The sequence below is a fragment of the Hydrogenophaga pseudoflava genome, assembly GCF_004353865.1.
GTDB lineage: Bacteria > Pseudomonadota > Gammaproteobacteria > Burkholderiales > Burkholderiaceae_C > Hydrogenophaga > Hydrogenophaga pseudoflava.
The window spans coordinates 4,396,980-4,422,549 of sequence record NZ_CP037867.1 but is presented as its reverse complement, the minus strand read 5'-3'; the positions used below and the strand labels follow the sequence as shown (position 1 = coordinate 4,422,549).

The following is a 25,570-nucleotide window of genomic DNA, read 5'->3' as shown; positions in this document are numbered from 1 at the left end:
CTGCATGTATGCAAAGAACTGCCGTTGCCGTTCGTCGCTCGCAGGTCGAGCGCACCGATGCCACCCGTGCGGCCCTGATGGCGGCGGCGCGCGAACTGTTCCTGGGCCGCGGCTACGCCGCCACGGGCACACCGGAGATCGTGGCCGCCGCCGGGCTCACCCGGGGGGCGCTGTACCACCACTTTGCCGACAAGACGGCGCTGTTCCTCGCGGTCGCCGAGCAGCTGGCGCAAGAGGTCGCCGACGACGTGGCCCGGGGCTCGGCCCACCACAACCGCCCCATCGACGCGCTGCTGGCGGGGGCGGAGGCCTATTTCTCCTCGATGGGTCGACCGGGCCGCGCCCGGCTGCTCTTGCTGGAAGCGCCCTCCGTGCTGTCGCCCGCGCAGCTGATGGCGCTGAGCGAGCGGGCCGGTTCTCAGGCGCTGAAGGAAGGTCTGGCCCACCTGCTCGGCCCGGCCCGTGAACCGGTGCCGCTGCACGAGCTGACCGTGCTGCTCTCCGCCGCCTTCGACCGCGCGGCGCTGGCCATGGCACAGGGTGAGGCCCCCGGCCCGTACCGCGAGGCATTCCGGCGGCTCTTCACCGGCCTGGCCCGGGGCTGATCGACGGTCCAAAAACGGTTGTCCCGCCCACACGGGTCCCTGCGGGCTTGCCGCCTTCCAGTGGTGTCGGTCATAATTGACGTTTACGTAAACGTAAATCAAAACATGAGCGAGACAACACCCGACCACGACGCCCTGCGCCAGCGCGTGCAGACCAGCCTGGACCGCCAGGGCATGATGCGGCAGCTGGGCGTCCGGCTGCTGGCCGTGGCGCCGGGCATGGTGACGCTGGCCCTGCCGTACTCCGACCGCGTGACGCAGCAGCAGGGCGGTTTCCACGGCGGCGCCATGGGCGCGCTGGCCGACATCGCCGGTGGCTATGCCGCGCTGACCGTGGCGCCCGAGGGCATGGAAGTCACCACCGTCGAATACAAGATCAATTTCCTCGCGGCCTTCCAGGGCGGCGAGCTGCAGGCCACCGGCCGCGTCGTGCGCAGCGGCAGACGCATCATCGTCACCACCGCCGAGGTGGTGCACGTGGCACCCGACGGGCAGCGGACCGACTGTGCCGTGATGCAGCAGACCCTGGTGCCGGTGCCCAAGACCTACTGACCCCCTCAACGCATTCAACGTCCCACGGAGACCCTCATGACCAACCTGCCCGGCCTCAATTTCCAGCTCGGTGAAGACATCGACGCCCTGCGCGACGCGGTGCGCGACTTCGCGCAGGCCGAGATCGCCCCGCGTGCCGCCGAGATCGACCGCAGCGACCAGTTCCCCATGGACTGCTGGCGCAAGATGGGTGAGCTGGGTGTGCTCGGCATCACCGTGCCCGAGCAGTACGGCGGCGCCAACATGGGCTACCTGGCCCACATGGTCGCCATGGAGGAGATCAGCCGCGCCAGCGCCTCGGTGGGCCTGAGCTACGGCGCACACAGCAACCTGTGCGTGAACCAGATCAACCGCAACGGCAGCGACGCGCAGAAGGCCAGGTACCTGCCCAAGCTGATCAGCGGCGAACACGTGGGTGCGCTGGCCATGAGCGAGCCGGGCGCCGGCTCGGACGTGATCAGCATGAAGCTCAAGGCCGAGGACAAGGGCGGCTACTACCTGCTCAACGGCAGCAAGATGTGGATCACCAACGGCCCCGACGCCGACACCCTGGTGGTCTACGCCAAGACCGAGCCCGAGATGGGCGCGCGCGGTGTGACCGCCTTCCTGATCGAGAAGGGCATGAAGGGCTTTTCCATCGCGCAGAAGCTCGACAAGCTGGGCATGCGCGGCAGCCACACCGGCGAGCTGGTGTTCCAGAACGTCGAGGTGCCGGCCGAGAACATCCTGGGTGGCCTGAACATGGGCGCCAAGGTGCTGATGAGCGGCCTGGACTACGAGCGCGCGGTGCTGACCGGCGGGCCGCTGGGCATCATGCAGGCGGTCATGGACAACGTGATCCCCTACATCCACGACCGCAAGCAGTTCGGCCAGAGCATCGGCGAGTTCCAGCTGATCCAGGGCAAGGTGGCCGACATGTACACCGTGCTGCAGGCGGCGCGCAGCTTCGCCTACACCGTGGCCAAGAACCTGGACCTGCTGGGCACCGAGCACGTGCGCCAGGTGCGCAAGGACTGCGCCTCGGTCATCCTCTGGACCGCCGAGAAGGCGACCTGGATGGCCGGCGAGGGCGTGCAGATCTACGGCGGCAACGGCTACATCAACGAGTACCCGCTGGGTCGCCTGTGGCGCGACGCCAAGCTGTACGAGATCGGAGCGGGAACGTCGGAAATCCGCCGCATGCTGATCGGGCGCGAGCTGTTCGCCGAGACCATGTGAATGTGGCCCCACGCTTTGCCGCTGCGCGTGTCGCCTAGGTAACATCGCCGCATGAGCACATCCATCCAGACCCTGATCGAGAACAACCGCCGCTGGGCTGCCCAGACCGAACTGGAGCGCCCCGGCTATTTCCAGAAGCTGGCGCAGCAGCAAAACCCCAAGTACCTGTGGATCGGCTGTTCCGACAGCCGCGTGCCGGCCAACCAGATCACGGGTCTGGAGCCGGGCGAGGTCTTCGTGCACCGCAACGTGGCCAACGTGGTGGTGCATTCGGACCTGAACGCGCTGTCGGTGATCCAGTTCGCGGTCGAGTTCCTGAAGGTCGAGCACATCCTGGTCGTGGGCCACTACGGCTGCGGCGGCGTGCTGGCCACGCTCAAGGGTGCACGCGTGGGCCTGGCCGACAACTGGCTGCGCCATGTGCACGACGTGAAGATGCGCCACCGCAAGCGCCTGGACCATCTGCCCATGGCGGTGCAGGAAGACGTGCTGTGCGAGATGAACGTGATCGAGCAGGTCGGCAACGTGGCGCTGACCAACGTGCTGCAGGACGCCTGGGCGCGCGGCCAGAACGTGTCGGTGCACGGCTGGTGCTATGGCCTCAAGGACGGGCTGGTCAAGGACCTGGGCGTGAGCATGAGCCACCGCGACGAGGTCATGCCCATCTTCCGCTCGGCGCTCAAGCGATACCCGCGCGCCGAGACCTGAGGCACCCGCAGGCCATGTTCCCCCAGCGGCTGGATTCGACCGTGGCCTATGACATCGCGAAGGCGATGATGGACGGGTTCAACCGCCACTACCGGCTGTTCCGCGCCGAGTCGGCGCGCGCCAAGCACCGCTTCGAATCGCGCGACTGGCCCGCCCAGCAACGCGCCCAGCGCGAGCGCATCGAGTTCTACGACCTGCGGGTGCGCGAATGCCTGCAGCGCCTGGTCAAGGAGTTCAAGGCCGACCAGCAGCCCATGGCGGTGTGGGAGCAGGTCAAGCTGCACTACATCGGCCTGCTGGTGAACCACCACCAGCCCGAGCTGGCCGAGACCTTCTTCAACTCGGTCACCACCAAAATCCTCAAGCGGGCGTACTTCCAGAACGACTTCATCTTCGTGCGGCCGGCGGTCTCGACCGAGTACATCGAGAACGACGAACCCAGGGCGCTGCCGACCTACCGCAGCTACTACCCGACGCACGAGACCATGCGCGCCGAGGTGCGCCGCATGGTCGAGGACTTCGACCTGCGCGTGCCCTTTGACGACCTGGGGCGCGACGCCGGACTGGTGCTCGAAGCCATGCGCCAGCGCTTCGATCACCACAAGCTGCGCGCCAACTTCCAGATCCAGGCGCTGTCCGGGCTGTTCTACCGGAACAAGGGCGCCTACGTGGTCGGCAAGATCATCAACGGCTTCCAGGAAGTGCCGTTCGCACTGCCCATCCTGCACAACGAGAACGGCCGCCTGGTGATCGACGCCGCGCTGTTCGGCGAGGACGACCTGCTGATGCTGTTCAGCTTCGCGCGGGCCTACTTCATGGTCGACATGGAGGTGCCCAGCGCCTACGTGCAGTTCCTGCGCAGCCTGATGCCACGCAAGCCGCGCGCCGAGTTCTACAACGCACTCGGCCTGGCCAAGCAGGGCAAGACCCTGTTCTACCGCGACTTCCTGGCGCACATGCGCCACAGCACCGACAAGTTCCGCATCGCGCCCGGCATCAAGGGCATGGTCATGCTGGTGTTCGACCTGCCGAGCTTCCCCTTCGTGTTCAAGCTCATCAAGGACTTCTACCCCGCGCCCAAGGACACCACGCGCGAACAGATCCGCGGCAAGTACCTGCTGGTGAAACAGCACGACCGCGTGGGCCGCATGGCCGACACGCTGGAGTTCTCCGAGGTGGGGTTTCCGCGTGCCCGCTTCACCGACGAGCTGATCGCCGAGATCCAGAAATTCGCGCCCAGCCAGCTGGAGATCAGCGACCGCGACGGCGACGGCACCACCGAGGTCATCCTCAAGCACTGCTACATCGAGCGGCGCATGATCCCGCTGAACATCTATTTGCAGGAAGCCTTCGACACCCTGCAGACGCCCGATGTGGACGACACATCGCTGCGGCGCGCGCGCGGACAGATCACCAAAGCCGTGGTCGAGTACGGCAACGCCATCAAGGATTTGGTGGCGGCCAACATCTTCCCGGGCGACATGCTGTGGAAGAACTTTGGCATCACGCGCCACGGCAAGGTGGTGTTCTACGACTACGACGAGATCGAATACATCACCGACTGCAATTTCCGCCGCGTGCCGCCACCGCGCAACGAAGAGGACGAGATGTCGGGCGAGGTCTGGTACTCGGTCGGCCCGCACGATGTCTTCCCCGAGACATTCGAGCCCTTCCTGCTGGGCAACCCGATGGTGCGCGAAGACTTCATGAAGCATCACGCCGACCTGCTGGATGCCTCGTTCTGGCAGGCGCACAAGGAACGCATCGCCGCCGGACATGTGTACGACGTGTTTCCCTACGAACGTGCCCGGCGCTTCCGCGCGCAGGCGCACAAAGAACTTCTAGACTGACTTTTCAAAGGAGATTCCCATGAGCCACACCACCGATCCCGTTGTCATCGTCGGCGCCGCCCGCACCCCCATGGGCTCGTTCCAGAGCGACTTCGCCAGCCTCTCCGCCCACGACCTGGGCGGCGTCGCCATCAAGGCCGCCGTCGAGCGCGCTGGCGTCAAGGCCGAGCTGGTCGACGAGGTGCTGTTCGGCAACTGCCTGATGGCCGGCCAGGGCCAGGCGCCCGCCCGCCAGGCCGCGCTCAAGGGCGGGCTGCCGCTGTCGGCCGGCGCCGTCACGCTGTCCAAGATGTGCGGCTCGGGCATGAAGGCCACCATGCTGGCGCACGACATGCTGCTGGCCGGCAGCGCCACCGTGATGGTCTCGGGCGGCATGGAGAGCATGACCAACGCGCCCTACCTGATGCTCAAGGGCCGCGGCGGCTACCGCATGGGCCACGACAAGATCTACGACCACATGATGCTCGACGGCCTGGAAGACGCCTACGAACCCGGCCGCAGCATGGGCACCTTCGGCGAAGACTGCGCCGCCAAGTACAGCTTCACCCGCGAGCAGCAGGACGCGTTTGCCATCGCCTCGGTGACCCGCGCCAAGGCCGCGACCGAGAGTGGAGCCTTCGCGAAAGAGATCGCGCCCGTGACGGTGAAAGACCGCAGCGGCGAGCGCGTGGTCTCGGTGGACGAAGGCCCGGGCAAAGTCAAGCTCGACAAGATCGCCTCGCTCAAGCCAGCGTTCAAGAAGGACGGCACCATCACCGCCGCCTCGTCCTCGTCGATCAACGACGGCGCCGCCGCGCTGGTGCTGATGCGCCAGTCCACCGCCCAGGCCCAGGGCCTCAAGCCGCTGGCGCGCATCGTGGCCCACGCCACCCACGCGCAGGAACCCAACTGGTTCGCCACCGCGCCGGTGGGCGCCACGCAGAAGCTGCTGGCCAAGACCGGCTGGTCGGTCGGTGATGTGGACCTGTGGGAGATCAACGAAGCCTTCGCCGTCGTGCCCATGGCGCTGATGACCGAGCTGTCGATCCCGCACGAGAAGGTCAACGTCAACGGCGGCGCCTGCGCACTGGGCCACCCCATCGGCGCGTCAGGCGCGCGCATTCTGGTCACGCTGCTGCATGCGCTGCAAGCCCGTGGCGGCAAGAAGGGTGTGGCGACGCTGTGCATCGGTGGCGGTGAAGCCACCGCCATGGCCATCGAGCTGCTCTGATGGCCACCGTCCTCGTCATCGGCGCCTCGCGCGGCCTCGGCCTGGAATTCGTGCGGCAGTACCGCGCGGCGGGTGACCGCGTGATCGCCACGGCGCGCGACGACGAGGGGCTGGCACGTCTGCGCGCTCTGGGCGCCGAGCCGCTGCGCGTGGACGTGGCCGACCCTGCCAGCGTGAGCGGGCTGTCGTGGCAGCTCGATGGCGTGGAGATCGATGTCGCGCTCTATGTGGCCGGCGTCATCGACCGCGGCAACGCCACCACGCCGCCCACGCAGCAGGCCTTCGACCACCTCATGCACACCAATGTGCTGGGCCTGATGCAGGTGCTGCCGCAGGTCATGCCCATGGTGGAGGCGGCGGGCGGCGTGTTCGGCGCGCTGTCCAGCCGCATGGCGCAGATCGGTCCGGTGAGCGGCAGCGGCGCCTGGCTCTACCGCGTGAGCAAGGCGGCGCTGAACATGGCGGTGAGCAGCGCGCGCTTCGACTACCCCAAGGCGACCTTGGTCGCGCTGGACCCGGGCTGGGTGCAGACCGACATGGGCGGCGGTGCGGCGCCGCTGAGCGCCGAGGCCAGCGTGAGCGGCCTGCGCGCCGTGCTGGCCAGCCTGACGCCGGACGACAACGGACAACTCATCCACCACGACGGCCGCCGCGCCAGCTCGTGGTGAACCGACACACACAAAGAGACAAGACATGCTGCTGACCCAAGACCAGGAAATGATCCGCGACGCCGTGCGCAGCTTTGCGCAGGAAGAGCTGTGGCCCAACGCCGCGCGGTGGGACAAGGAACACCACTTCCCGAAAGACGTGCACCAGGGCCTGGCCGAACTCGGCGCCTACGGCATCTGTGTGCCCGAGGAACTGGGCGGCGCGGGGCTTGACTACCTGACACTCGCGCTGGTGCTGGAAGAGATCGCGGCCGGCGACGGCGGCACCAGCACCGCCATCAGCGTGACCAACTGCCCCTACAACGCCATCCTGATGAAGTACGGCACGCCCGCGCAGCAGCAGCAGTGGCTGGTGCCCGCGGCGCGCGGCGACATCCTCGGCGCCTTCTGCCTGACCGAGCCTCACGTGGGGTCGGACGCCTCCGGCCTGCGGACCACGGCGGTGCGCGAGGGCGACGAGTACGTGATCAACGGCGTCAAGCAGTTCATCACCTCGGGCAAGAACGGGCAGGCGGCGGTGGTGATCGCGGTGACCGACAAGGGCGCGGGCAAGAAGGGCATGAGCGCCTTCATGGTGCCGACCGACAACCCGGGCTACGTGGTGGCGCGGCTGGAAGACAAGGTCGGCCAGCACAGCAGCGACACCGCGCAGATCAACTTCGACAACTGCCGCATTCCGGCCGAGAACCTGATCGGCCAGGAAGGCGAGGGCTACAAGATCGCCCTGAGCGCGCTCGAAGGCGGGCGCATCGGCATCGCGGCACAGAGCGTAGGCATGGCGCGCAGCGCATTGGACGTGGCCATCGCCTACGCCAAGGAGCGCCAGAGCTTCGGCACGGCCATCTTCAACCACCAGGCCGTGGGTTTCCGGCTCGCCGAGTGCGCCACGAAGCTCGAAGCCGCGCGCCAGCTGATCTGGCACGCCGCCGCCCTGCGCGACGCCGGCCGGCCCTGCCTGAAGGAAGCCGCCATGGCCAAGCTGTTCGCCAGCGAGACCGCCGAACAGGTGTGTTCCGCGGCGATCCAGACGCTGGGTGGCTACGGCTATGTGAACGATTTCCCGGTCGAGCGCATCTGGCGCGACGTGCGCGTCTGCCAGATCTACGAAGGCACAAGCGACGTGCAGAAGATCATCATTCAGCGAGCACTGTAGGTGCTGGCAGCCCCCGGTGCGGGGGTACGATCCAGCCCTATGAAGATCATCATTTTGGGTGCCGGTCGCGTCGGTGAGAGCGTGGCCGAGAGCCTGGTGTCCGAGCAGAACGACATCACCGTTATCGACCAGGACCCCGCCCGGTTGCGGTTGCTGGAAGAGAAGCTGGACCTGCGCGGCGTGGTGGGCAACGGTATCCAGCCTTCGGTGCTGGCCGAGGCCGGCGCGCGCGACGCCGACATGGTGATCGCCTGCGCGGCGGCCGACGAGTCCAACCTCGTGGTCTGCAAGGTGGCGCACGACGTGTTCAACGTGCCCACCACCATCGCCCGTCTGCGTTCGCCCGAATTCATCGAGGGCGACGAGCTGCTGGGCAAGGGCGGTTTCGCGGTGGACAACGTGATCTGCCCCGAAGAGTCGGTCATGCGCTACATCCACCTGCTCATCAGCTACCCCGAGGCGCTGCAGGTGGTCAAGTTCTCGCAGAACCGCGCAGCCCTGGTGGTGGTGCGCGCGGCGGCCGGTGGTGCGGTGGTGGGGCACACCATCGCCGAGATGCGCAACCGCATTCCTCATGTGGAGATGCGCATCGTCGCGCTCTACCGCCTGGACACCGAGATGGAGGCCACGCCCTCGACCCGCATCCTGCCGGGCGACGAGGTCTTCGTGCTGGCCGACGTGCGCGAGATCCGGATGGTGCTCGCCGCCATCCACAACATCGACAAACCGGTGCAGCGCGTGATGATCGCAGGCGGCGGCAAGGTGGGGCTGCGGCTGGCGCGCAGCCTGGTCGGGCAGTGCGAGGTCAAGCTCATCGAGAGCGACCACAAGCGCTGCGAGTACCTGGCCAGCCAGTTGCCGTCGAACATGCTGGTCCTCAACGGCGACGCGGCCGACGAGGACCTGCTGGAGGAAGAGAACGTCGGCGACATGGACATGTTCCTGGCCCTGACCAGCGACGACGAGGACAACATCATGTCGGCCATGCTGGCCAAGCGGCTGGGCGCCAACCGCGTGCTGTCGCTGATCAACCGCCGCGCGTATGCCGACATGATGCAGGGCAGCACCATCGACATCGCGATCTCGCCCTCGCAGACGGTGATCGGCGAGCTGCTGGCGCACCTGCGACGCGGCGACGTGGCGGCGGTGCACAGCCTGCGCCGCGGTGCGGCCGAGGCGCTTGAGGGCGTGGCGCGCGGTGACATCAAGACCTCGAAGCTGGTGGGCCGCCGGATCGACGAAATCCGGCTGCCGCAGGGCGCCCGTTTCGGCGCCATCGTGCGCGGCGATGGCCGCGACTCCAAGGTGCTGATGCCGCACCACGACACCGTCATCGAGGACGGCGACCACGTGATCATCTTCATTCCCCACAAGCGCCTGGTGCGCGAGGTGGAGAAGCTGTTCCAGGTCGGCGCCACCTTCTTCGGCTGATTCCATGCGCATGCTGTTTCCCGCGCTCAACGTGTTCTCGCGCGTGCTGGTGGCGTTCGCCTTCGCCTTCCTGGTGCCGCTGGCCTGGGCCTGGAGCGAGGACCACGAGCAGTACCGCTACGTCTGGGAGGGTTCGTTCGCGCTGGCCGCCGCCAGCGGCTGGCTGCTCTGGGTCCTGACGCGCAGCCACCGGCGCGAACTGCAGGCGCGCGACGGCTTTCTGCTCGTCAACATGGTCTGGCTGCTGCTGCCCGCTTTCTCGGCGGTGCCGCTGATGTTCACCGTGCCCGACATCAGCTGGAGCAAGGCCTACTTCGAAGCCATGAGCGCACTGACCGCCACCGGTGCCACCGCGCTGTCGGGGCTGGACGCGCTGCCGGTGTCGGTCAATGTCTGGCGCTGCTTCCTGCAGCTCATCGGCGGCCTGGGCATCATGCTGCTGGTGGTGGCGGTGCTGCCCATGCTGGGCCTGGGCGGCATGCAGCTCTACAAGGCGGAGACGCCCGGCCCGATGAAGGACACCAAGTTCACCCCGCGCATCGCCGAGACGGCGCGCGGCCTCTGGGGCGTGTACTTCCTGTTCTCGGGCGCCTGCCTGCTGGCCTACCGCTGGGCCGGCATGGGCTGGGCCGACGCCTTCATGCACATGTGCACCACCATGGGTCTGGGCGGGTTTTCGTCTTACGACGCGAGCCTGGGCCACTTCGACTCGCTGCGGGTGGAGCTGGTGGCGACCTTCTTCATGGCCATCTCGGGTATCAGCTTCGTGCGCTACTTCGTGGTGCTGCGCACCCGCAGGCTGACCCCGCTGACGCACGACCGCGAGATCCGCACCTACGTGGCGGTGCTGCTGGTGGCCATCCTGCTGGTGGCGCTGCTGCTGATGGTGCACGGCGTGCACACCCGTTTCGAGGACGCGCTGCGCGACAGCGCCTTCCACGTGGTGTCGATGGCCACCACCACCGGCTACGCCACCACCGACTTTTCCCAGTGGCCGGTGTTCGCGCCGGTGCTGCTGATCTTCCTGGGCACCTTCGTCTCGTGCGCCGGCTCCACCGGCGGCGGCATCAAGATGGTCCGCATGATCCTGCTGATCAAGCAGGCGCGGCGCGAGCTGGTGCGCATCATCCACCCGCGGGTGGTCAACCCGGTCACGCTGGGCGGGCAGGTGGTGCCTCTGCCGGTGATGACGTCCGTGCTGGGCTACATGCTGATCTACGGTGCCGCCACCATGGGCCTGACCTTCCTGATGCTGTTCACCGGGCTGGACATCGTCACCGCGTTCAGCGCGGTGGTGGCCACGGTCAACAACATCGGTCCGGGGCTGGGCCAGGTCGGCCCGGCCAGCAACTTCGGCGTGCTGGGCGACCTGCAGCTGAACATGCTGAGCTTTGCGATGGTGCTCGGGCGGCTGGAGCTGCTGTCGTTCCTCGTGCTCTTCACCGGCGCGTTCTGGAGGCGTTGAAACCGGCGCCGCCGGCCTCAACGCGGGCGCTCAGTTCGGTGCGGCGGGGATGGCCAGGCCTTTTTCCACCGCGGGACGGGCCACGAAGGCAGCCAGCACGCGCTGCACCTCGGTGAATTCGCCATAGCCCACCAGGTCGCCCGCCTTGTAGCGCTCGACCAGGTTGCGCACCCAGGGCAGGATGGCGATGTCGGCAACCGTGTACTCGTCGCCCATGATCCAGCTGCGGCCCTTCAGGCGCTGGTTCAGCACGCCCAGCAGGCGCTTCGATTCGCCGGTGTAGCGGTCGCGCGGGCGCTTGTCTTCGTAGTCCTTGCCACCGAAGACGGTGAAGAAGCCCACCTGGCCGAACATCGGGCCGACGCCGCCCATCTGGAACATCAGCCACTGCAGCGTCTCGTAGCGGCGCGCCGGGTCGGCGGGCAGGAACTTGCCTGTCTTCTCGGCCAGGTAGACCAGGATCGCGCCCGACTCCCACAGCGCCAGCGGCTGGCCACCGGGGCCGTTCGGGTCCAGGATCGCCGGGATCTTGTTGTTCGGGTTGAGCGACAGGAACTCGGGTGTGAACTGGTCGTTGGTGTCGAAGCTCACGCGGTGCACCTCGTAGGGCAGGCCACATTCCTCCAGCATGATCGAGACCTTCACGCCGTTGGGCGTGGGCAGGCTGTAGAGCTGCAGGCGGTCGGGGTGCTCTGCGGGCCACTTGCGGGTGACGGGAAAAGCGGACAGGTCGGTCATGTCAATCTCCTTTGCGGCCCGTACCCTAGCAGCTTGGCGCCGGCCCTGCAGGGCGCGCTACGATGGCCTTTTCGCCCACCCACCGGACAGGAGACACCACCATGCCGATCACCAAGGGGTTCCGCGCCCTCGTCGACGAAGCCAACGCGCAGATCACCACCTACAGCGTCGAACAGGTGCGCGCCCGCATGGGCAGCGACCCGACGCTGCAGATCGTCGACATCCGCGACCCGCGCGAGCTGGAGCGCGAAGGCACGGTGCCCGGCTGCGTGCACGCGCCGCGCGGCATGCTGGAGTTCTGGGTCGACCCCGACTCGCCCTATTTCAAGCCGGTGTTCGGCGACGAGGGCAAGGAGTTCGTGCTGTTCTGCGGCGCCGGCTGGCGCAGCGCGCTGGCCACCAAGGCGCTCAAGGACATGGGCATGACCAACGTGGCGCACATCGACGGCGGCTTCACCGCCTGGGTGAAGGCGGGCGCGCCCACGGAAACACTGGAAGCGCACAAGGCGGCCAGCAAGGCGGCGCGCGGATGAGCGTTGGCACCGCATGCCCCTGTGGCCGCACCGATGCGCGCGGCCGCGCGACGGCCTACGAAGCATGCTGCGGCCGCTACCTCGACCACGACACCCCTGCGCCCGACGCCGAGTGCCTGATGCGCTCGCGCTACAGCGCCTTCGTGCTCGGCCGGGTGGGCTATCTGGAAGCCAGCTGGCACGCCAGCACCCGGCCCGCCGGGCTCACGCTGGAGCCGGGGCAGAAATGGCTGGGGCTGGAGGTGAAGCGGCACCGCGTGATCGATGCCGAGCACGCCGAGGTCGAGTTCGTCGCCCGTTCGCGCCTGGGCGGGCGCGGCGTGCGCCTGCACGAAACCAGCCGCTTCGTGCGCGAGGGCGGGCGCTGGTACTACGTTGACGGAGACATGCATTGATGGAACGGTTTGACGCGGTCCTGTTCGACTGCGATGGCGTGCTGGTGGACAGCGAGCCCATCACCAACGGCGTGCTGCGCCAGATGCTCAACGAGGCGGGCTGGGCGCTCACACCCGCCGAGTGCGAACACCATTTCATCGGCCGCGCGGTGCGCGACCAGCGCGCGCTCATCGAAGCCGAGACTGGAAAGCCGCTCACCGAAGAGTGGATGCGCGCCTTCTACGCGCGCCGCAATGAGCGCCTGGTGGCCGAGTTGCAGGCCGTCGCCGGCGCGCTGGACGCGGTCATCGCCGCGCACGGCCACACGGCGGGCCGCATCGCCTGCGCTTCGGGTGCCGACCGGCCCAAGGTGGTGATGCAGATCGGCATGGCCGGCATGGCGCCGTACTTCGGGGAGCGCATCTTCAGCGGCCACGACCTGCCGCGCTCCAAGCCGCACCCCGACGTCTACCTCGCCGCGGCCGCGCACCTGGGCGTGGACCCCGCGCGCTGCCTGGTGATCGAAGACACCGCCACCGGCGCGCAGGCGGGCCTCGCCGCGGGCGCCACCGTCTGGGGCTACTGCCCGCACGGCGACGGCCGCGCCTTCGGCGGCCTGCCGGTGGCTCGGGTGATGCAGCACATGGGCGAACTGGTGCAGCACCTCGCCCCGCTGCGGTAAAAACAGGCCATGCCCATCACCCGCCGACAACTCCTGCTCCGTTCTTCCGCTCTGCCGCTGGCCAGCCTGGGCTTGGCGGGTTGCGCCACCGTCGACAAACCCAGCGTGCAGGCGCGGCTGCAGGGCCGTTCCATCACCGTCATCAGCACCGTGGGCACCACGCTGCGCTTGTCCTGGCGCGGCACCACGCCGTTCAACAACGAATTCGGCGAGGCCTTCGTGCCCGGCTGGGGCCTCAAGGAACAGCTGGAGAACAGCACGGTGGAACTGCTCAAGGCCTCGGGGCGCTTCTCCAGCGTGCAGCGCGTCACCATCACCTCGACCCGCCGCGAAGAAGCGCTCAAGGAGCTGAAGGAACTCAAGACCCCCACCGACCACGTGCTGCTGCTCTCGGCCGCACCCTCGGGCGACAGCCTCTGGGGCACCCGGGAGGGGTTCAACGGTCTGGGCATTGCCCAGCGCAGCATTGTGCGGGTGAACACCGAATCCGCCGCGCACGTCTCGTTGCGCGCCGACCTGCTGGTGCCCAGCACCTTCGGCGCGGTGCTCGGTGAGGCCACGGTGAACACCGCCCAGCGAGTGCCCGCACCGGCCCTGCTGACCGGCCCGCGGCTCAATGAAGACGTGGCGGCTGCGGCGCGCGAATCGCTGAAAGTGCAGGTGGACGCGGCGCTGCAGAGCCTGGTGAGCCAGCTGGGGCTGGGCAAGGCGGTGGTGCCTGCGCCGGCACCCGCTGCGGCGCCAACGGCTTCGCCGCTCGCACCACCCGCTCCGGCTCCGGCGGCGCCGACGGTACAGCCCGCCAGGCCGTCGGCAAGCGCCCATCCGGTGGCGCCGACGACGGTGGAGGGGCGGGGGATTCCAGGGCCGTCGGCGGATGGGGCGCCAGCGGGACGCTGACGCTGCGCGGAATCCATGTCCTAGAGTTCAGATGTGGGTGATCAACCTATTTGGTTGAGCTGCAGTTTCCGGGAAGAGCCATGTCCAGTTCCACCACATCGGTCATGCCTTGCCTTTCCTGAACCTGCACAAGCCCCGCTCCGCCAACAAATGCGCCCATCTTGATGAACTGCTTGATGAAGTAGTTCTTGCCTGACTCAAAAAGGAGTTCCAGGCTGTTTGGAGAAAACTCGGATTCCGTGTCGATTCGGTGGGTTTTACCGCCCTCAACCTCGGTGTAGAAGAAAACGTCTGGCGCGCTTTCTCCGATGCATTTGTCGTCCACCCAGATGTCTTTTTTGAGTGCCCGGCCCATGTAGCTGTTTCTGTAGATGTAGAGGCCAGCATTCCCAGGGCTGGGCGGATTGAACTCCTTGGCCTTCGCCGATTGTTCCTTGGATGCCATGTTCACGGATGCGCATCCGGACATGAGCAGGGCGGCGGCGATGACAGCGATAGATGTAATCTTCATTGAATTTTTGTTGCGATGGCTTGTGAATAGGGAAGGTGCACGCCCATTCGATTGGTTGCGCGCGTGCAGTGTATTCGGTCAAAAAACTGGAATCGGTTGCTTCCGATCGAGGGGGAGGGAAAGTCGACCGCGCTGAATTGCGATTCGCTTTGAAAAGACTCTGAAGGTCGGCAGCCGGTGGTGCCGGGGCTCTCAGTTCAATGCGGCCAACCCCGCCCGCAACGTCTCCACCCGCTCCCGGTTCACCCCGAAGTCCTTGCGCCCCACGCGCGAGGCCGAGCGCACCTGCACCACCTGCTGGACCGGGTCGACCCAGAGTTCGAGGTCGTCGACGAATTTCATCCAGCGCGTGGTGCACTGGGCGTAGAGGTAGCCGTCGCCTCCGTCCTCAACGATCGTCACGCCCGGCATGTCCTGCAGCAGCTGCCGGAGGCGGGCGAGGGTGGCGGGGCCGTCGCCTTGGAGCGGCAGCGGCGCAATCTCGGCGTAGGCGCGCATGGGGTGGTCGGGGTAGAGGCCGGCCTGGCTGCTGACGCTGTTTTCAGTGGCAGAGGGTGGTTTGAGCCGGCCGTCTTTCACACCGAGGTCGTCAGGCATGCGACCGCCGAGCAGCCCGAGCTGCCCGGCCAGCACAAGAGTGGTGGCCGCTACCAGCAAGGCGCACAAGGTCCATTTGAGCAGTGCCATCAGGGTCTCCGGGTGAGGCGTCGCCTATTGTGGCGCGTGGCTATTGGACGTGATGTCGGAGCGCTCTTGCTCGTCTTTCGGCGGCTGATGATCTGAACGGGAGCCCTCAGCTGAACCCATTCGGCGGCAGCGGGGGCGGGCCGGGTTTGACAGGCTTCCTGGCATCGCCCTATAGTCGAGCCATGGCGTTGTTGTCGCACTCCATTCCAATGACATTCGCACCCTGTGTGGCGTCGAAGCGGGGTGGTGCAGCGCTGTTCCACCCGGAACGGCCCAGAGTCTGCTTGACGGCCGCAGACTCCTAAGCCCGGCGATACGCGTTACTCGCAGCGCATCATCCCTATCGCCGGGCTCATCTGAAGCGAGACAGTGGTCGACCGCATGCGGTCCCGCACATTCAGATCTCGCGCTTTCCCTCTTCGCGTCGTAGACGTGCTTTCTCAGCACGTTGTGTTCTTGCACGTGACGACGCTTGCTCGCCCCTCCGTGGTTCCTTGATGCCCGTTCCTTGACGTTCGGTGCTGAACCATCTTTGTCAAACAGGAGTTTTATGAATGTTCACCACCACAGTCTTTGGCCGCCGCCCGACAACGCCAACTGCCACAGCAGGGTGCTCGCAGGCGCTGTCGAGATGAACACACCTTTCATTGCCCTTTGCCCCGAGATCACGCGCTCCAACGCGCTGACGCTGACGGACTGGCTGGAGGATGAGGCGGTCACTCGCTACTTGAGCGATTCGCGCAACGTCTCCCGAATGATCGAGCAGGTTCTCGGTCGGGTTCAGTTGCCCATCCTGACCCATTTGTTCAACCAGGGCGGGCGGTTCTTCATGGCCTGCGACCAGCACGACGTGCCGGTGGGCTTTGTGCGTCTGGTCAAGACGGGGTCGAACTGCGAGATGGTCCTGGTCATTGGGAACCGCGACAACTGGGGGCGCAAGCTTGGCGCGAGCGCGATCCGAGAAGGCATGAAGCTCGCCTTCTTCGAGATGCGGGCCGAGAAGCTCATCGCCAATATCCACCCGGACAACGTCAGATCATTGAACGCTTTCCTGCGAAGTGGCTTCGTGCCGCACAGTGAGACGCCAACGATCAAGTCCCTGGTCATGGAATCGGCGCGCTATCTCAGGCTGTTGCGGGAAAGTCCTGCGGTTCATGTCGCCGACATTCACATCACCGAGGTCGACAAGGCCCGGCTCAGGCGCTTGGTCGACCTCGAGCCGGGGTCGGAGATTTTCGAGCTGGAGCACGAAATCGAGCGCGCCGTCGTCGTCGATCCCAGGAAGGTGGCGGAGGACGTTGTCACGATGAATTCAAGGGCCTTGCTGAAGGTGGATGACGAAGAGCGGGAGGTTGTGCTGGTATACCCGGAAGATGCAGACGATCACGCAGGGAAGCTGTCGGTGTTCTCCGGTATCGGCACCGCGATCCTGGGCTACAAGGAAGGCGATACCTTCAATTGGCGGATGCCGAACCGGACTTGCCACATCCGCATTGGCAAGGTGCTGTATCAGCCGGAGGCTGCGGGCCACTACCACCTGTAGGTCGGCACGGAGTGCATTCGCTGCGGATCGCGTCTGAGCCGCTGTGGCGCCTGCCACGGTCGCGCTTCACCGCATGGCCCTCCACTCGCCCGGTGCCATCCCGGTCCAGGTTTTGAACGCGCGGATGAAGCTCTTTTCATTGAGGAAGCCGGTCGCCGCGGCAATCTGCTTGATGGGGCGATTCGTGCGCTGCAGCAGCGCCATCGCGCGCTCGCGCCGCACCTCGTCTTTCAGCGCCTGCAGCGTGGCGCCTTCTTCTTTCAGTTGGCGGTGCAGGGTGCGCGCCGAGGTGTGGAGCAGGGCGGCCAGGTCGTCGGCGTTGTGGGCGTCCTGGGGCTGGTTGAGCAGCACCTGCCGCACGCGCTGCACCAGCAGGCGGTCGCGCCGGTAGGGGCGGACCTGGATGGGCAGCGCGCGCTGCAGCATCTGGTTCATCGCGGCCTCGTCGCGCTTGATCGGCAGGGCCAGGTAGCGGGCATCGAAGCGGATCGAGGTGTCTTCCGCATCAAAGCGCGTCGGACCGTCGAACAGCACGCGGTAGGTCTCGGCGTGCGGCGGCGCGGAGTAGGGGAAGCTGGCGCCCAGCAGCGGGATGCGCGAGTCCACGAACCAGCAGGCCAGGCCGTGGATATTGCGCAGCACCGAGACGAAGCAGAACTCGCGCAGCGAACCGTCGCCGCCGGGCGGACGGTGTTCGCCGAGCACGATGCGGGCCTCGTCGCCCTCGGTCTGGACGGCGAGCGTGATGTCGCGCGTGAGCAGGCCGTGGTGGCGGCACCAGCGCTTGAGCGCCACGCCCAGCGTCGGCGCCGACAGCGAGGCGCGGGCGAGCATCCCGTAGCTGCCCCAGGGCAGGGGGCGGGCGAACCAGCCCAGACCTTCGTCGTCGAGCTCCTGCATGGCGGCGGCCGACAGCCACTCCATCTGCAGGGCGGTGATGCGGGCGCCGGGCCGGTCCAGATCGGCTGGCGCGATTTGTGCGGCGGCGAGCGCGGCGTCGGGCGCCAGCTGCCGCAGCGCATAGGCGCGTGCAATCGCCTGCACAAAGGCCATCGGGGTGGCCGCGACGACAGTGCTGCGAGCGTGGGCGTTCGGGCGCGGGGCGGGCATGGCCGGAGTCTGCCACGTATGGCGCGATTTGTAACCTGTTTGCCCGCCCCGAAACCGGGGCAGGCCGCTATGCTGGTGACCGGATTTCGCCTGTACGCCAGAGGAGACAAACCCCATGGACCTGACGCTGAGCCACGCCGCGGGCCGCACCGATGTGCCCCTGATCGAACAGACCATCGGCGCCTTCTTCGACGCCATGGCCGCGCGCCACCCGCAGCGCGAGGCGCTGGTGAGCGTGCACCAGGGCCGGCGCTACACCTACGCCGCGCTGGCGGCCGAGGTGGACCGGCTGGCCAGCGCGCTGCTGGGCCTGGGCCTGCAGCCGGGCGACCGCATCGGTATCTGGTCGCACAACAACGTGGAATGGGTGCTGATGCAGCTGGCGACCGCCAAGGTCGGCCTGGTGCTGGTGAACATCAACCCCGCCTACCGCACCGCCGAGCTGGAATACGCGCTCAACAAGGTGGGCTGCAAGGCGCTGGTGTCGATGGCGACGTTCAAGACCAGCGACTACCTGGGCATGCTGCGCGAGCTGGCGCCCGAAGTGGCCACCTGCGCGCCCGGCGCGCTGCAATCGGCGCGCCTGCCGGCGCTGCGCACGGTGGCCTGGATCGACGTGGCGGGCGAGGGCACCGAGCAGCCGGGTATGCAACGCTTCTCCGCGCTGCTGGCCAGCGGCCAGGTGGGCGACCCGCGCGTGGCGCAGGCCGCCGCGGGCCTGACAGCGAACGACCCGATCAACATCCAGTTCACCAGCGGCACCACGGGCTTTCCCAAGGGCGCCACGCTGACCCACCGCAACATCCTGAACAACGGTTTCTTCATCGGCGAGTGCATGAAGCTCACGCCGGACGACCGCCTGTGCATCCCCGTGCCGCTGTACCACTGCTTCGGCATGGTGCTGGGCAACCTGGCCTGCTTCACGCACGGCAGCACCATCGTCTACCCTAGCGACGCCTTCGACCCGCTGGCCGTGCTGCAGACGGTGCAGGCCGAAAAGTGCACCGGCCTGCACGGCGTGCCCACCATGTTCATCGCCGAGCTGGACCACCCGCGCTTCAAGGAGTTCGACCTGCACACCCTGCGCACCGGCATCATGGCCGGCTCGCCCTGCCCGGTGGAAGTGATGAAGCGGGTGCAGGCCGACATGCACATGGGCGAGGTGACGATTGCCTACGGCATGACCGAGACCAGCCCGGTGAGCTGCCAGAGCAGCACCGACACCCCGCTGGACAAGCGTGTGTCCACCGTGGGCCTGGTGCAGCCGCACCTGGAAGTGAAGATCGTCAACCCCGAAACCGGTGCTACCGTGCCACGCGGCGAGCGCGGCGAGTTCTGCACCAAGGGCTATTCGGTGATGCACGGCTACTGGGGCGACCCGGCCAAGACGCAGGAAGCCATCGACGCTGACGGCTGGATGCACACCGGCGACCTCGCCACCATGGACGACGAGGGCTACGTCAACATCGTTGGCCGCATCAAGGACATGGTGATCCGCGGTGGCGAAAACATCTACCCGCGCGAGATCGAGGAATTCCTCTACCGCATGCCGCAGGTGCAAGACGTGCAGGTGGTCGGTGTGCCCGACCAGAAGTACGGCGAGGAGCTGTGCGCCTGGGTCATCGTCAAGCCCGGCCAGAGCCTGGACGAGGACGCCGTGCGCGCCTTCTGCAAGGGCCAGATCGCGCACTACAAGGTGCCCCGCTACATCCGCTTCGTTGACGCCTTCCCGATGACGGTGACCGGCAAGATCCAGAAGTTCAAGATCCGCGACGCCATGAAGGACCAGCTGGGGCTGGCCGAAGCCAAGACCGCCTGAACCAGAGCACACCATGCCCGCACTCGACACCAAACTCAACGCCCGTTCCGCCGACTTCCAGGCCAACGCCGCCGCCATGCGCGCGGTGGTGGACGACCTGAAGGCACAGATCCAGAAGGCCACGCTCGGCGGTGGCGAGGCCGCCCGCGCCAAACACACCGCACGCGGCAAGCTGCTGCCGCGCGACCGGGTGCAGATGCTGCTGGACCCGGGTACGCCCTTCCTGGAACTGAGCCCGCTGGCCGCGATGGGCATGTACCCGGACCGCGACGGCAGCGACAGCGCGCCCTGCGCCGGCGTCATCGTTGGCATCGGCCGCGTCAGCGGCGTGGACTGCATGATCGTCTGCAACGACGCGACGGTGAAGGGCGGCACCTACTACCCGCTGACCGTCAAGAAGCATCTGCGCGCGCAGGAAGTGGCGCAGCAGAACCAGCTGCCCTGCATCTACCTGGTGGACTCGGGCGGCGCCAACCTGCCGAACCAGGACGAGGTCTTCCCGGATCGCGACCACTTCGGCCGCATCTTCTTCAACCAGGCCAATATGAGCGCGCAAGGCATTGCGCAGATCGCGGTGGTCATGGGTTCGTGCACGGCCGGCGGTGCCTACGTGCCGGCCATGAGCGACGAGACCATCATCGTCAAGAACCAGGGCACCATTTTCCTGGGCGGCCCGCCACTGGTGAAGGCCGCCACCGGGGAGGTGGTGAGCGCCGAGGACCTGGGCGGTGGCGACGTGCACACGCGCCTGTCGGGCGTGGCCGACCACCTGGCGCAGAACGACCTGCACGCCATCGCGCTGGCGCGCCAGGCGGTGAAGAACCTCAACGCCCGCAAGGTCCCGCCCATCACCACCATCGACCCGGTCGCACCGCTGTACCCGGCCGAGGAGCTGTACGGTGTGATCCCGACCGACACCCGCAAACCGTTCGATGTGCGCGAGATCATCGCCCGCATCGTCGACGGTTCCGAGTTCGACGAATTCAAGGCGCGCTTCGGCACCACCCTGGTCTGCGGCTTTGCTCGCATCGAAGGCATGCCGGTCGGCATCATCGCCAACAACGGCATCCTGTTTTCCGAGTCGGCGCTCAAGGGCGCGCACTTCATCGAACTGTGCTGCCAGCGCAAGACGCCGCTGGTCTTCCTGCAGAACATCACCGGCTTCATGGTCGGCCGCAAGTACGAGAACGAAGGCATCGCGCGCAACGGCGCCAAGATGGTGACGGCCGTGGCCACCGCTGCGGTGCCCAAGTTCACCGTCATCATCGGCGGCAGCTTCGGCGCCGGCAACTACGGCATGTGCGGCCGCGCCTACAGCCCGCGTTTCCTCTGGATGTGGCCGAACGCGCGCATCAGCGTGATGGGCGGCGAGCAGGCCGCGAGCGTGCTGGCGACGGTCAAACGCGACGGTATCGAGTCCAAGGGCGGCAGCTGGAGCGCGGAAGAAGAGGCCGCGTTCAAGGCCCCCATCAAGGAACAGTACGAGGTGCAGGGCCACCCGTACTACGCCACCGCGCGCCTGTGGGACGACGGCGTGATCGACCCGGCCGACACGCGCCGCGTGCTGGCCCTGGGCCTCTCCGCCTCGCTGAACGCGCCGATCCCGGACACCAAGTTCGGCCTGTTCCGCATGTGAGGTCGGCATGGACGCCCGCGCCCACTTCCTGCAGCTCGCCCGCTACAACGTGTGGGCCACACGCCGCCTGCTCGACGCGGTGGCGAATGTGTCCGAGGCCGACTACCGCAAGGACGTGGGCCTGTTCTTCAAGAGCATCCACGGCACGCTGAACCACCTGCTGGTGGGCGAGCACATGCTGTGGTATCCGCGTTTTGCCCGGGGCGTCTCGCCCAAGGTGGAGCTGAACGCCGAGGTCGAGCCCGACCGCGACCGGCTGGGCCAGGCGCTCAAGGGCGGCGCGGCCAACTGGCTGCCTCTGATCGAGGGCTGGCCCGCCGAGCGCTTCGACGGGGCCCTGAACTACACCAACATGCGCGGCCAGGTGATGAGCCTGCCCTTTGCGCCTACGCTGGCCCACGTGTTCAACCACGGCACGCACCACCGCGGCCAGATCACAGCGGCGCTGACAGCGCTGGGTCACGCCAGCCCGGAGCTGGACCTGGTGTACCTGCTGCAAGAGGAAGCCTCGAAATGACGACCCCCACGACCATGGCCCTGACCGTCAAGGTGCAGGAACGCACCGCCCGCATCACGCTCACCCGCCCCGAGGTGCGCAACGCTTTCAACGACGAGGTGATCCAGCAGCTCAAGGCCGCGTTTGAAAGCGTGGGTGCGCGCGACGACGTGCGCGCCGTGGTGCTGGCGGCCGAGGGCCCGGCCTTCTGCGCCGGCGCCGACCTGAACTGGATGCGCCGCATGGCCGACTACACGCGCGACGAGAACATCGCCGACGCCGGCCAGCTCGCCGCCATGCTCAAGGCCATCTACGAATGCCCCAAGCCGACCATCGCCGCCGTGCAGGGCGACGTGTTCGCCGGTGGCATGGGTCTGGTCGCGGCCTGCGACATGGCGGTCAGCGTGCGCACCGCGACCTACTGCCTGTCCGAGGTGAAGCTGGGCCTGATCCCGGCCACCATCAGCCCCTACGTGATCCGAGCCATGGGCGCGCGCGCCGCGCACCGCTACTTCCTCACCGCCGAGCGTTTCTCCGCCGAGGAGGCGCACCGCATCGGCTTCGTGCACGAACTCGTGGACGCCGATGCGCTGGAGACCAAGGTGGCCGAACTGAGCGCCGCGCTGGTGAGCGCCAGCCCGGCCGCCGTGCGTGCCTGCAAGCGGCTGGTGCAGGACGTGGCCGAACGCACCATCGACGACGCGCTGATTGCCGCGACGGTGGAAGGCATCGCCGACATCCGCGCGAGTGACGAAGGCCGCGAAGGTGTGGCGTCTTTTCTGCAGAAGCGCAAACCCGCCTGGCTGGCGGGGTAATCTGGTCCTTTCCCTTCAGGAGGACACGGCATGGACGCGATCTGGAACAGCTTCGTGGAATGGCTCAGGGGCTTCGGCGCCCAGGCCGGACAGCAGGCGGCCGAGGCCGGCGCGCAGATCGGCGGCCAGGTCGCCGAGGGCGTGAGCGCGGCCGCCAACCAGCTGGACATGACCAGCCTGCTCGCGCTCGCCGCCGCGCTCGGCTGGGCCAGTGGCTTCCGGCTCTACGCGGTGGTCTTCCTCGTCGGTTCCATGGGCCTGGTGGGCTGGCTGCCGCTGCCCGAGGGCCTGCAGGTGCTGCAGCACCCGGCGGTGCTGGCGGCCAGCGGCGCGCTGCTGTTCGTCGAGTTCTTCGCCGACAAGATTCCGGGCCTGGACTCGCTGTGGGACATCGTCAACAGCGTGGTCCGTGTGCCGGCCGGCGCCGCCCTGGCCGCGGGCGTGTTCGGCGCCGACAACGCCACCATGGCCGTGGTCGCGGCGCTGCTGGGCGGCACGCTGGCCGCCAGCAGCCAGGCGGCCAAGACCAGCACGCGCGCAGCCATCAACACCTCGCCCGAGCCCTTCTCCAACGTCGCCATGAGCCTGGTCGAGGATGGCCTGGTGATCGGTGCCGTCTGGCTGGCGACCAGCCACCCGGTGGTCTTCGGCATCCTGCTGCTGATCGCGCTGGTGCTGATGTGGATCGTCACCTGGATGCTGTTCAAGTTCCTGCGCGCGGCGTTCCGCCGTCTGCGCAACCTGTTCTCCCCCGACTCCGCTCCCGCATAGGAAAAGCCGCATGTTCTCCAAGATCCTGATCGCCAACCGCGGCGAAATCGCCTGCCGTGTCGCCGCCACCGCCCGCCGCCTGGGCGTGCGCACCGTGGCCGTGTACTCCGACGCCGATGCGAACGCCAAGCACGTGGCGGCCTGCGACGAAGCGGTGCACATCGGCGGCAGCGCGCCCAAGCAGAGCTACCTGCAGTGGGAACGCATCATCGACGCCGCCCGGGCCACGGGCGCGCAGGCCATCCATCCCGGCTACGGTTTCCTGAGCGAGAACGAGGCCTTTGCCGACGCCTGCGCGAAAGCGGGTCTGGTCTTCATCGGCCCGCCCTCGTCGGCGATCCAGGCCATGGGCCTGAAGGCCGAATCCAAGCGTCTGATGGAGCAGGCCGGCGTGCCGTTGGTGCCGGGCTACCACGGCGAAGACCAGGACCCGGCGCTGCTGCAGCGCGAGGCCGACCGCATCGGCTACCCGGTGCTGATCAAGGCCAGCGCGGGCGGCGGCGGCAAGGGCATGCGCGCGGTCGAGAAGGCCGAGGACTTTGCGGCGGCGCTGGCCTCCTGCAAGCGCGAGGCCATCAACAGCTTCGGCAGCGACGCGGTGCTGGTCGAGAAATACGTGCAGCGCCCGCGCCACATCGAGATCCAGGTCTTCGGCGACACGCACGGCGACTGCGTCTACCTGTTCGAGCGCGACTGCTCGGTGCAGCGGCGCCACCAGAAGGTGCTGGAAGAGGCGCCCGCGCCGGGCATGACGCCCGAGCTGCGCCAGCAGATGGGCGAGGCGGCGGTGGCCGCGGCCAAGGCGGTGAACTATGTGGGCGCCGGCACGGTGGAGTTCATCGTCGAGCAGCCCGGCGGCTACGACCACCCCGAGCAGATGCGCTTCTATTTCATGGAGATGAACACGCGCCTGCAGGTCGAACACCCGGTCACCGAGGCCATCACCGGGCTCGATCTGGTCGAGTGGCAGTTGCGCGTTGCTTCGGGCGAGAAGCTGCCGCTGCAGCAGCACGAGCTGCGCATGCAGGGCCACGCCATCGAGGCGCGCATCTGCGCCGAGAACCCGGACAACAACTTTCTGCCGGCCACCGGCCGCCTGGACGTGTACCGCAAGCCCGCGCACGTGGCGTTCGAGCGCGGCGCCATCCGTTTCGACGATGGCGTGCGCGAGGGCGATGTGATCAGCCCGTTCTACGACTCCATGGTCGCCAAGCTGATCGTGCATGGCGCCACGCGCGCCGAGGCGCTGGCCAGGCTGGACGCGGCGCTGGCGCAGACCCGCATCGTGGGCCTGGCGACCAATGTGCAGTTCCTGCGCCACGTGGTGCGCTCAGGCGCGTTCTCGTCCGCCAGGCTCGACACCGCGTTGATCCCGCGCGAAGCCGAGGCGCTGTTCAACCAGGACCCGGTGGGCCGTACCCTGGCCGTGGCCGCGGCCGTGGCCCAGACCCTGGTGCACGAGAAGGCCGGCGAGGGCGCAGACCCGTTCTCGCGCACCGACGGCTGGCGGCCCTTCGGTCTGACCCAGCGCCGCTTCGACTTCGAATACCAGGGCGACGCGCTGACCGCGCAGCTGACCTATGGGCACGGCGGTGCGCTGCAGCTGGCGGTGGGCGATGCCGACGCCGTGCTGAGCTTCCAGGCCCAGCCGGCCGACAGCGGCACGGTGGTGGACCTGCAGTACAACGGCCAGCGCCAGACGGTGCAGTGCTGGCAGCTCGGCGAGAGCGTGCACCTGTTCTGCGACCGCGGCGCGACCGTGATCACCGAGCTGGACGCGCTGGCCCACGCCGGCGAGACCGCGGCCGAAGGCGGGCGCCTGACCGCGCCCATGCCGGGCAAGGTGGTGAGCTTTGCCGTCAAGGCCGGCGACACCGTCCGCAAGGGCCAGCCCCTGGCGGTGATGGAAGCCATGAAGATGGAGCACACCATCGCCGCGCCGGCCGACGGCACGGTGGCCGAGCTGCTGTTCGCCCCGGGCGACCAGGTGGCCGAGGGCGCGGAACTGTTGAAGCTGGCGGTCGCCACCGCGTGAACCCAAGGGTAAGAATGGGTGCCCCCACGCTCGGCACTGCGTGTCCGGCGCTGCCCCCC

Annotated in this window: 25 protein-coding genes; 21 read left to right on the top strand and 4 right to left on the bottom strand. The window is 67.5% G+C overall.

Features of this window, described 5'->3' with window-relative positions; translation table 11 throughout:
- Nucleotides 1–8: 8 nt before the first annotated feature.
- The 10 genes from HPF_RS21285 to HPF_RS21240 all read left to right on the top strand — a co-directional run bounded on the left by HPF_RS21285 (nt 9) and on the right by HPF_RS21240 (nt 10,860).
- Nucleotides 9–605: a TetR/AcrR family transcriptional regulator gene (locus HPF_RS21285; protein ID WP_207959230.1), complete on the top strand. Its 597-nt coding sequence runs from the start codon at nt 9–11 to the stop codon at nt 603–605.
- A gap of 105 nt (nt 606–710) precedes the next feature.
- Nucleotides 711–1,157, top strand: a complete 447-nt coding sequence (locus HPF_RS21280; RefSeq protein ID WP_243721640.1) for a PaaI family thioesterase — start codon at nt 711–713, stop codon at nt 1,155–1,157.
- A 36-nt stretch (nt 1,158–1,193) separates the two neighbouring features.
- On the top strand, nt 1,194–2,375 hold the full coding sequence (locus HPF_RS21275) for an isovaleryl-CoA dehydrogenase (protein WP_133157756.1): 1,182 nt from the start codon (nt 1,194–1,196) through the stop codon (nt 2,373–2,375).
- A gap of 51 nt (nt 2,376–2,426) precedes the next feature.
- Nucleotides 2,427–3,083, top strand: a complete 657-nt coding sequence (can, locus tag HPF_RS21270; RefSeq protein ID WP_066155334.1) for a carbonate dehydratase — start codon at nt 2,427–2,429, stop codon at nt 3,081–3,083.
- 14 nt (nt 3,084–3,097) lie between these two features.
- Complete coding sequence (gene aceK, locus HPF_RS21265; protein ID WP_133157755.1) at nt 3,098–4,933, top strand: bifunctional isocitrate dehydrogenase kinase/phosphatase; 1,836 nt, start codon at nt 3,098–3,100, stop codon at nt 4,931–4,933.
- Between the two features lie 19 nt (nt 4,934–4,952).
- The gene (locus HPF_RS21260) at nt 4,953–6,143 is read left to right on the top strand and encodes an acetyl-CoA C-acyltransferase (RefSeq protein WP_133157754.1); all 1,191 of its coding nucleotides are present in this window, start codon (nt 4,953–4,955) and stop codon (nt 6,141–6,143) included.
- Entirely contained in the window at nt 6,143–6,811 is a 669-nt protein-coding gene (locus HPF_RS21255) for an SDR family oxidoreductase (RefSeq protein WP_133157753.1), read from the top strand. The genes HPF_RS21260 and HPF_RS21255 overlap by 1 nt, the downstream gene beginning before the upstream one ends.
- Nucleotides 6,812–6,836: 25 nt before the next feature.
- Nucleotides 6,837–7,964: an acyl-CoA dehydrogenase family protein gene (locus HPF_RS21250; RefSeq protein ID WP_133157752.1), complete on the top strand. Its 1,128-nt coding sequence runs from the start codon at nt 6,837–6,839 to the stop codon at nt 7,962–7,964.
- Nucleotides 7,965–8,003: 39 nt separating this feature from the next.
- Entirely contained in the window at nt 8,004–9,395 is a 1,392-nt protein-coding gene (trkA, locus tag HPF_RS21245; protein WP_133157751.1) for a Trk system potassium transporter TrkA, read from the top strand.
- 4 nt (nt 9,396–9,399) lie between these two features.
- Nucleotides 9,400–10,860, top strand: a complete 1,461-nt coding sequence (locus HPF_RS21240) for a TrkH family potassium uptake protein (RefSeq protein ID WP_079366595.1) — start codon at nt 9,400–9,402, stop codon at nt 10,858–10,860.
- Between the two features lie 30 nt (nt 10,861–10,890).
- Here the strand turns inward: HPF_RS21240 and HPF_RS21235 are convergent, their stop codons facing one another.
- On the bottom strand, nt 10,891–11,598 hold the full coding sequence (locus HPF_RS21235) for a glutathione S-transferase N-terminal domain-containing protein (protein ID WP_066155314.1): 708 nt from the start codon (nt 11,596–11,598) through the stop codon (nt 10,891–10,893).
- A 101-nt stretch (nt 11,599–11,699) separates the two neighbouring features.
- Here HPF_RS21235 and HPF_RS21230 point away from each other — a divergent pair, with 101 nt between their 5' ends.
- The 4 genes from HPF_RS21230 to HPF_RS23795 are packed head-to-tail and all read left to right on the top strand — an operon-like array spanning nt 11,700 to nt 14,088.
- Entirely contained in the window at nt 11,700–12,131 is a 432-nt protein-coding gene (locus HPF_RS21230) for a rhodanese-like domain-containing protein (RefSeq protein ID WP_066155311.1), read from the top strand.
- The gene (locus HPF_RS21225) at nt 12,128–12,526 is read left to right on the top strand and encodes a YchJ family protein (RefSeq protein ID WP_066155308.1); all 399 of its coding nucleotides are present in this window, start codon (nt 12,128–12,130) and stop codon (nt 12,524–12,526) included. Before HPF_RS21230 ends, HPF_RS21225 begins: the two co-directional genes overlap by 4 nt.
- Nucleotides 12,526–13,188 (top strand): HAD family hydrolase, encoded by a 663-nt coding sequence (locus HPF_RS21220; protein WP_066155306.1) that lies wholly within the window; start codon nt 12,526–12,528, stop codon nt 13,186–13,188. The genes HPF_RS21225 and HPF_RS21220 overlap by 1 nt, the downstream gene beginning before the upstream one ends.
- Before the next feature lie 9 nt (nt 13,189–13,197).
- Entirely contained in the window at nt 13,198–14,088 is an 891-nt protein-coding gene (locus HPF_RS23795; protein ID WP_066155303.1) for a hypothetical protein, read from the top strand.
- A 46-nt stretch (nt 14,089–14,134) separates the two neighbouring features.
- Here the strand turns inward: HPF_RS23795 and HPF_RS21210 are convergent, their stop codons facing one another.
- Both HPF_RS21210 and HPF_RS21205 read right to left on the bottom strand, forming a co-directional pair.
- Nucleotides 14,135–14,599 carry a DUF2846 domain-containing protein gene (locus tag HPF_RS21210; RefSeq protein ID WP_066155301.1) on the bottom strand — a complete coding sequence of 155 codons (465 nt, stop codon included), beginning with the start codon at nt 14,597–14,599 and terminating at the stop codon, nt 14,135–14,137.
- A gap of 192 nt (nt 14,600–14,791) precedes the next feature.
- Nucleotides 14,792–15,286 (bottom strand): DUF1499 domain-containing protein, encoded by a 495-nt coding sequence (locus HPF_RS21205; protein ID WP_066155299.1) that lies wholly within the window; start codon nt 15,284–15,286, stop codon nt 14,792–14,794.
- Nucleotides 15,287–15,917: 631 nt separating this feature from the next.
- Between HPF_RS21205 and HPF_RS21200 the strand changes: the two genes are divergently transcribed.
- On the top strand, nt 15,918–16,829 hold the full coding sequence (locus HPF_RS21200) for a bifunctional GNAT family N-acetyltransferase/nucleoside diphosphate kinase regulator (protein ID WP_133158199.1): 912 nt from the start codon (nt 15,918–15,920) through the stop codon (nt 16,827–16,829).
- 66 nt (nt 16,830–16,895) lie between these two features.
- Here the strand turns inward: HPF_RS21200 and HPF_RS21195 are convergent, their stop codons facing one another.
- Nucleotides 16,896–17,939, bottom strand: a complete 1,044-nt coding sequence (locus HPF_RS21195) for an AraC family transcriptional regulator (RefSeq protein WP_243721639.1) — start codon at nt 17,937–17,939, stop codon at nt 16,896–16,898.
- A gap of 115 nt (nt 17,940–18,054) precedes the next feature.
- Here HPF_RS21195 and HPF_RS21190 point away from each other — a divergent pair, with 115 nt between their 5' ends.
- The 6 genes from HPF_RS21190 to HPF_RS24210 are packed head-to-tail and all read left to right on the top strand — an operon-like array spanning nt 18,055 to nt 25,511.
- A complete protein-coding gene (locus tag HPF_RS21190; protein WP_127806861.1) occupies nt 18,055–19,758 on the top strand; it encodes an AMP-binding protein in 1,704 nt (567 codons plus the stop codon).
- Between the two features lie 13 nt (nt 19,759–19,771).
- Nucleotides 19,772–21,394 (top strand): carboxyl transferase domain-containing protein, encoded by a 1,623-nt coding sequence (locus HPF_RS21185; protein ID WP_133157750.1) that lies wholly within the window; start codon nt 19,772–19,774, stop codon nt 21,392–21,394.
- A 7-nt stretch (nt 21,395–21,401) separates the two neighbouring features.
- Complete coding sequence (locus tag HPF_RS21180) at nt 21,402–21,911, top strand: DinB family protein (protein ID WP_079366602.1); 510 nt, start codon at nt 21,402–21,404, stop codon at nt 21,909–21,911.
- Nucleotides 21,908–22,705, top strand: coding sequence for an enoyl-CoA hydratase/isomerase family protein (locus HPF_RS21175; RefSeq protein WP_243721638.1), 798 nt, complete (start codon nt 21,908–21,910; stop codon nt 22,703–22,705). Before HPF_RS21180 ends, HPF_RS21175 begins: the two co-directional genes overlap by 4 nt.
- A 30-nt stretch (nt 22,706–22,735) precedes the next feature.
- Complete coding sequence (locus HPF_RS21170; protein WP_133157749.1) at nt 22,736–23,476, top strand: DUF4126 domain-containing protein; 741 nt, start codon at nt 22,736–22,738, stop codon at nt 23,474–23,476.
- Between the two features lie 10 nt (nt 23,477–23,486).
- Nucleotides 23,487–25,511, top strand: coding sequence for an acetyl/propionyl/methylcrotonyl-CoA carboxylase subunit alpha (locus HPF_RS24210; RefSeq protein ID WP_133157748.1), 2,025 nt, complete (start codon nt 23,487–23,489; stop codon nt 25,509–25,511).
- Nucleotides 25,512–25,570: the final 59 nt, after the last annotated feature.

Coding starts and splice junctions, on each gene's coding strand:
- HPF_RS21180 (WP_079366602.1), top strand. CDS start 21,402: ATGGACGCCCGCGCCCACTTCCTGCAGCTCGCCCGCTACAACGTGTGG.
- HPF_RS21255 (WP_133157753.1), top strand. CDS start 6,143: ATGGCCACCGTCCTCGTCATCGGCGCCTCGCGCGGCCTCGGCCTGGAA.
- HPF_RS21220 (WP_066155306.1), top strand. CDS start 12,526: ATGGAACGGTTTGACGCGGTCCTGTTCGACTGCGATGGCGTGCTGGTG.
- HPF_RS21250 (WP_133157752.1), top strand. CDS start 6,837: ATGCTGCTGACCCAAGACCAGGAAATGATCCGCGACGCCGTGCGCAGC.
- HPF_RS21190 (WP_127806861.1), top strand. CDS start 18,055: ATGGACCTGACGCTGAGCCACGCCGCGGGCCGCACCGATGTGCCCCTG.
- HPF_RS21210 (WP_066155301.1), bottom strand. CDS start 14,599: ATGAAGATTACATCTATCGCTGTCATCGCCGCCGCCCTGCTCATGTCC.
- HPF_RS21230 (WP_066155311.1), top strand. CDS start 11,700: ATGCCGATCACCAAGGGGTTCCGCGCCCTCGTCGACGAAGCCAACGCG.
- HPF_RS21170 (WP_133157749.1), top strand. CDS start 22,736: ATGGACGCGATCTGGAACAGCTTCGTGGAATGGCTCAGGGGCTTCGGC.
- HPF_RS21225 (WP_066155308.1), top strand. CDS start 12,128: ATGAGCGTTGGCACCGCATGCCCCTGTGGCCGCACCGATGCGCGCGGC.
- HPF_RS21285 (WP_207959230.1), top strand. CDS start 9: ATGCAAAGAACTGCCGTTGCCGTTCGTCGCTCGCAGGTCGAGCGCACC.
- trkA (WP_133157751.1), top strand. CDS start 8,004: ATGAAGATCATCATTTTGGGTGCCGGTCGCGTCGGTGAGAGCGTGGCC.
- HPF_RS23795 (WP_066155303.1), top strand. CDS start 13,198: ATGCCCATCACCCGCCGACAACTCCTGCTCCGTTCTTCCGCTCTGCCG.
- HPF_RS21195 (WP_243721639.1), bottom strand. CDS start 17,939: ATGCCCGCCCCGCGCCCGAACGCCCACGCTCGCAGCACTGTCGTCGCG.
- HPF_RS21235 (WP_066155314.1), bottom strand. CDS start 11,598: ATGACCGACCTGTCCGCTTTTCCCGTCACCCGCAAGTGGCCCGCAGAG.
- can (WP_066155334.1), top strand. CDS start 2,427: ATGAGCACATCCATCCAGACCCTGATCGAGAACAACCGCCGCTGGGCT.
- HPF_RS21280 (WP_243721640.1), top strand. CDS start 711: ATGAGCGAGACAACACCCGACCACGACGCCCTGCGCCAGCGCGTGCAG.
- HPF_RS21200 (WP_133158199.1), top strand. CDS start 15,918: ATGAACACACCTTTCATTGCCCTTTGCCCCGAGATCACGCGCTCCAAC.
- HPF_RS21260 (WP_133157754.1), top strand. CDS start 4,953: ATGAGCCACACCACCGATCCCGTTGTCATCGTCGGCGCCGCCCGCACC.
- HPF_RS21275 (WP_133157756.1), top strand. CDS start 1,194: ATGACCAACCTGCCCGGCCTCAATTTCCAGCTCGGTGAAGACATCGAC.
- HPF_RS21185 (WP_133157750.1), top strand. CDS start 19,772: ATGCCCGCACTCGACACCAAACTCAACGCCCGTTCCGCCGACTTCCAG.
- HPF_RS21175 (WP_243721638.1), top strand. CDS start 21,908: ATGACGACCCCCACGACCATGGCCCTGACCGTCAAGGTGCAGGAACGC.
- HPF_RS21205 (WP_066155299.1), bottom strand. CDS start 15,286: ATGGCACTGCTCAAATGGACCTTGTGCGCCTTGCTGGTAGCGGCCACC.
- HPF_RS21240 (WP_079366595.1), top strand. CDS start 9,400: ATGCGCATGCTGTTTCCCGCGCTCAACGTGTTCTCGCGCGTGCTGGTG.
- HPF_RS24210 (WP_133157748.1), top strand. CDS start 23,487: ATGTTCTCCAAGATCCTGATCGCCAACCGCGGCGAAATCGCCTGCCGT.
- aceK (WP_133157755.1), top strand. CDS start 3,098: ATGTTCCCCCAGCGGCTGGATTCGACCGTGGCCTATGACATCGCGAAG.